A 3,068-nucleotide genomic window follows, 5' to 3' on the forward strand; every position below is an offset into this window, starting at 1 on the left:
CTCCGGCGATCAGGTTCCGACGGCTGGGACGAGGGGTGTTTTCGGACATGGCGTGCTCCTGGTGTGAGGAATTCCTGGCCGCCGTGGGCGGCTGATGAATCACACCGTAGGGAGGTTGCGTTAAGAGGTTGTGACCTGGGGTTTTCGTGCAGGTGCACGGCTGGGTTTGGGTTGGGAACCCAGCACGGTGGCGGGGTCGGGCAGGGTTTCGGGGTGGGCCATGTCCCATGCCTGCACCGCTTGCACACCGATGCCGCGGGGGCCGGTGCGGCGGGTGTGACCGTGGACCAGGAGCATGGTCGGGGCGAAGAGCACTGGTCCGGACAGGGCCTGCGCTTCGTCGAAGAACGTGCAGTCCACCGCGCCCGAGCCGTCATCCACGGAGATGAACACCACGCGTTTCCCGCTGCGCATGGGCGGGGTCATGGTGGACACGCGCACCCCGGCCACCACCACTTCGGTGCCGTTGCGCAGTCCCAAGAGGTCTTCCGCGCGGGTGACCCCGTAGGAGGCCAGGAGGGCGGCGTGGCCGTCCATGAGGTGGGCCGAGACCTCGATGTTCATGGTGTCCAGTTCCGCGCGCACCTTCTCCTCGGTGCTGGGTTCGGGGTGTTCCGGGGGCAGCCCGGTCAATTCCAGATCCCCCAGTGGGAGGGCCAGTTGTCCGGGGCCGGGTTGGCCTTGGCCGAGGCACTGCGGGAGGTGGCCGGTTGGTCGGCCCGCCGGGTCAGATGGGTCACCAGATCGGTGCGGGACGCGCGAGCGCCCGAGGTGTTCAGGAGACTGTCCAGGGCCCCCGCCGAGGCCAGTCGCTGCAGGCTCCGGCGGGAGGGTCTGGCCCGGGTGCGCACATCCGTGAGGGTGGAGTAGGGCTGGCCGGCCACGATCCGTTCGATTTCCGCGGTGCTGATCCCGGTGATGCTGGTGAGAGACATCCGGATCCCCCAGGACCCGCCGCGGGTATAGGGAATACCCTCGTCCAGGTCCCCGGGTTCCACGGTGCCCGGCCGGGCGGTGACAGGTTCGATGCGGTGGTGGTCCACGCTGCGGTTGATGTCCGGACCCAGGACGGGGATGCCCATGCGCCGGGCCTCCCCCACGAGCAACCGAGCCGGGTACATACCCGGGTCGTGTTCCCAGACCCCGGCCATGAAAGCCTCCGGGTGATGGGTCTTCAACCAGGCGGACTGATAGGTGGGCACGGCGAAGGCCACACCGTGGGCCTTGCAGAAACCGAAGCTGCCGAAGGCATGGAGGATGTCCCACACCTTGTCCACGGTCCCCGCGTCATAACCGCGAGCCAGCGCGCCGCTGCGGAAGGCGTCCTCCACGCGCTGTTCGGTCTCCGATCCGAGCCGGCGCCGCCATTCATCCGCGGTGGCCAGCCCGCAACCGGTCATCCGGTCCATCATGCGCATGATCTGCTCGTGGTAGACGGCCACCCCGCGGGTTTCCTTGAGGATGTCCACCAGATCCGGATGCGGGTACTCGGGAGTGCTCCAGCCGTGACGGGAGTTGAGGTAGGGGCGCACCATGGACGCCTGCATGGGCCCGGGGCGGAACAGGGAGATGTCCACGATCAGGTCGTTGAACTCCTCCGGGCCCATGGTCCCGATCAGTTCACGCTGACCGGGTGACTCGATCTGGAAACAGCCCAGCGTGTGGGTGGAACTGATGAGCCGGAAGGTGCCCGGGTCGTCGCGGGGCAGGGTGTCCAGCTCCAGGGCGGGGCGGCCCGGTTCCATGCGGGCCACCTCCTGGACCGCGTAGGCCAGGGTTGACTGCATGCGCACGCCCAGGATGTCGAGTTTGATGAGGCCCATGGGATCCATGTCGTGCTTGTCGAACTGGGACATGGGCAACCCGATACCGCTGGCCTGCACCGGCGTGCGGTTCAGCAGGGTGGCGTCCGAGAGGATCACCCCGCACGGGTGCATGGAGATATGGCGGGGCAACCGGTCCAGGCGTTCGGTCAGATCCACCAGCAGGTCCAGTTGCCGGTTGGCCTTGAGATCATCGGCCAACCGGGTCAATTCGGGGCGCTGCGCGATTTCTTCGCGCAACGTGGCCCCGGGGACCCGCCACAGCTGGGCCGCGATGTGGTCCACGAGCTCTTGCCCCAGTCCCAGGGCCAGGCCGGCGTCCCGCACGGCACCCCGGGAGCGGTAGGCGTTCTGCATGCTCATGAGCGTGACTCGGCTGCTGCCGAAACGTTGGAAGATCTCACGGTAGATCCGGTGCCGTTCCGCGCTCTCCATGTCGATGTCGATGTCCGGCAGACTGCTGCGCCGCGGGGACAGGAAGCGTTCGAACACCAGGTCGTACTCGAGCGGATCCACCGGGGAGATCCCCAACAGGTGCACCACCAGGGACGAGACCGCCGACCCCCGGGCCGCGTGCCGGACCTTCAACTGGGTCATCAGTTCGGAGACCTCGGAGACGGTCAGGAAGTAGCCGGCGAATCCCAGCTGCGCGATCACGTCCAGCTCACGTTCCATCCGCGAGCGCAGCGATTCTCCGCTGAGGCCGGGCACGGTGCGGTCCCAGTCGTGGTGGGAGTGGAAGCGGTCCAGTCCGGTGTAGCAGCGGGTCCTGAGTTGGGTGTTGGGGTCTCCCGTGAGGCCGATGACGGAGGCTTCCGGGATCACCGGCTGCCCCACGCGCAGATCCGTGACGGGGTCCTGGCTGCATTGTTCGGCCAGCCGGTAGGTGTCCGCGAGCAGCTGGGCGGCCCCGGTGGTTCCGAGGTCCGCGGCCGCGGAGATTTCGTGGGCCAGGTGGGTCATCTCCGCGGTGTTCTTGAGCCAACCCTGTCCCGTGGGTTGCAGCACCCCGGGGTCCGAGCCTGCCAGTTCCTCCAGGGACATGAGAGTGCGGGCGGCATCCAGTACGTCCGCGGTCACGGCTTGCCCGGGGTGGGCGTAGCGCACGGCGTTGGTGAGGATCACCGGCAGCCCGGCCTCACGCCCCGCGGTGAGCATCCGCACGGCGTGGCCGGTGCTGAGGGTGCTGCCCTGCGGCGCCAAGTGGGTTGCGGTCTCCACGCTGAGACACCCGGCCGGCAGTAC

The 3,068-nt window shown here is 68.1% G+C and carries 1 pseudogene; it reads right to left on the reverse strand.

Features of this window, described 5'->3' with window-relative positions:
- Nucleotides 1-120 precede the first annotated feature (120 nt).
- Nucleotides 121-3,068, reverse strand: a pseudogene (gene dnaE / locus YO9_RS0115000) (DNA polymerase III subunit alpha); the annotation flags it as partial.

The sequence above is a fragment of the Kocuria atrinae C3-8 genome, from assembly GCF_000286355.1.
Lineage (GTDB): Bacteria > Actinomycetota > Actinomycetes > Actinomycetales > Micrococcaceae > Kocuria > Kocuria atrinae_A.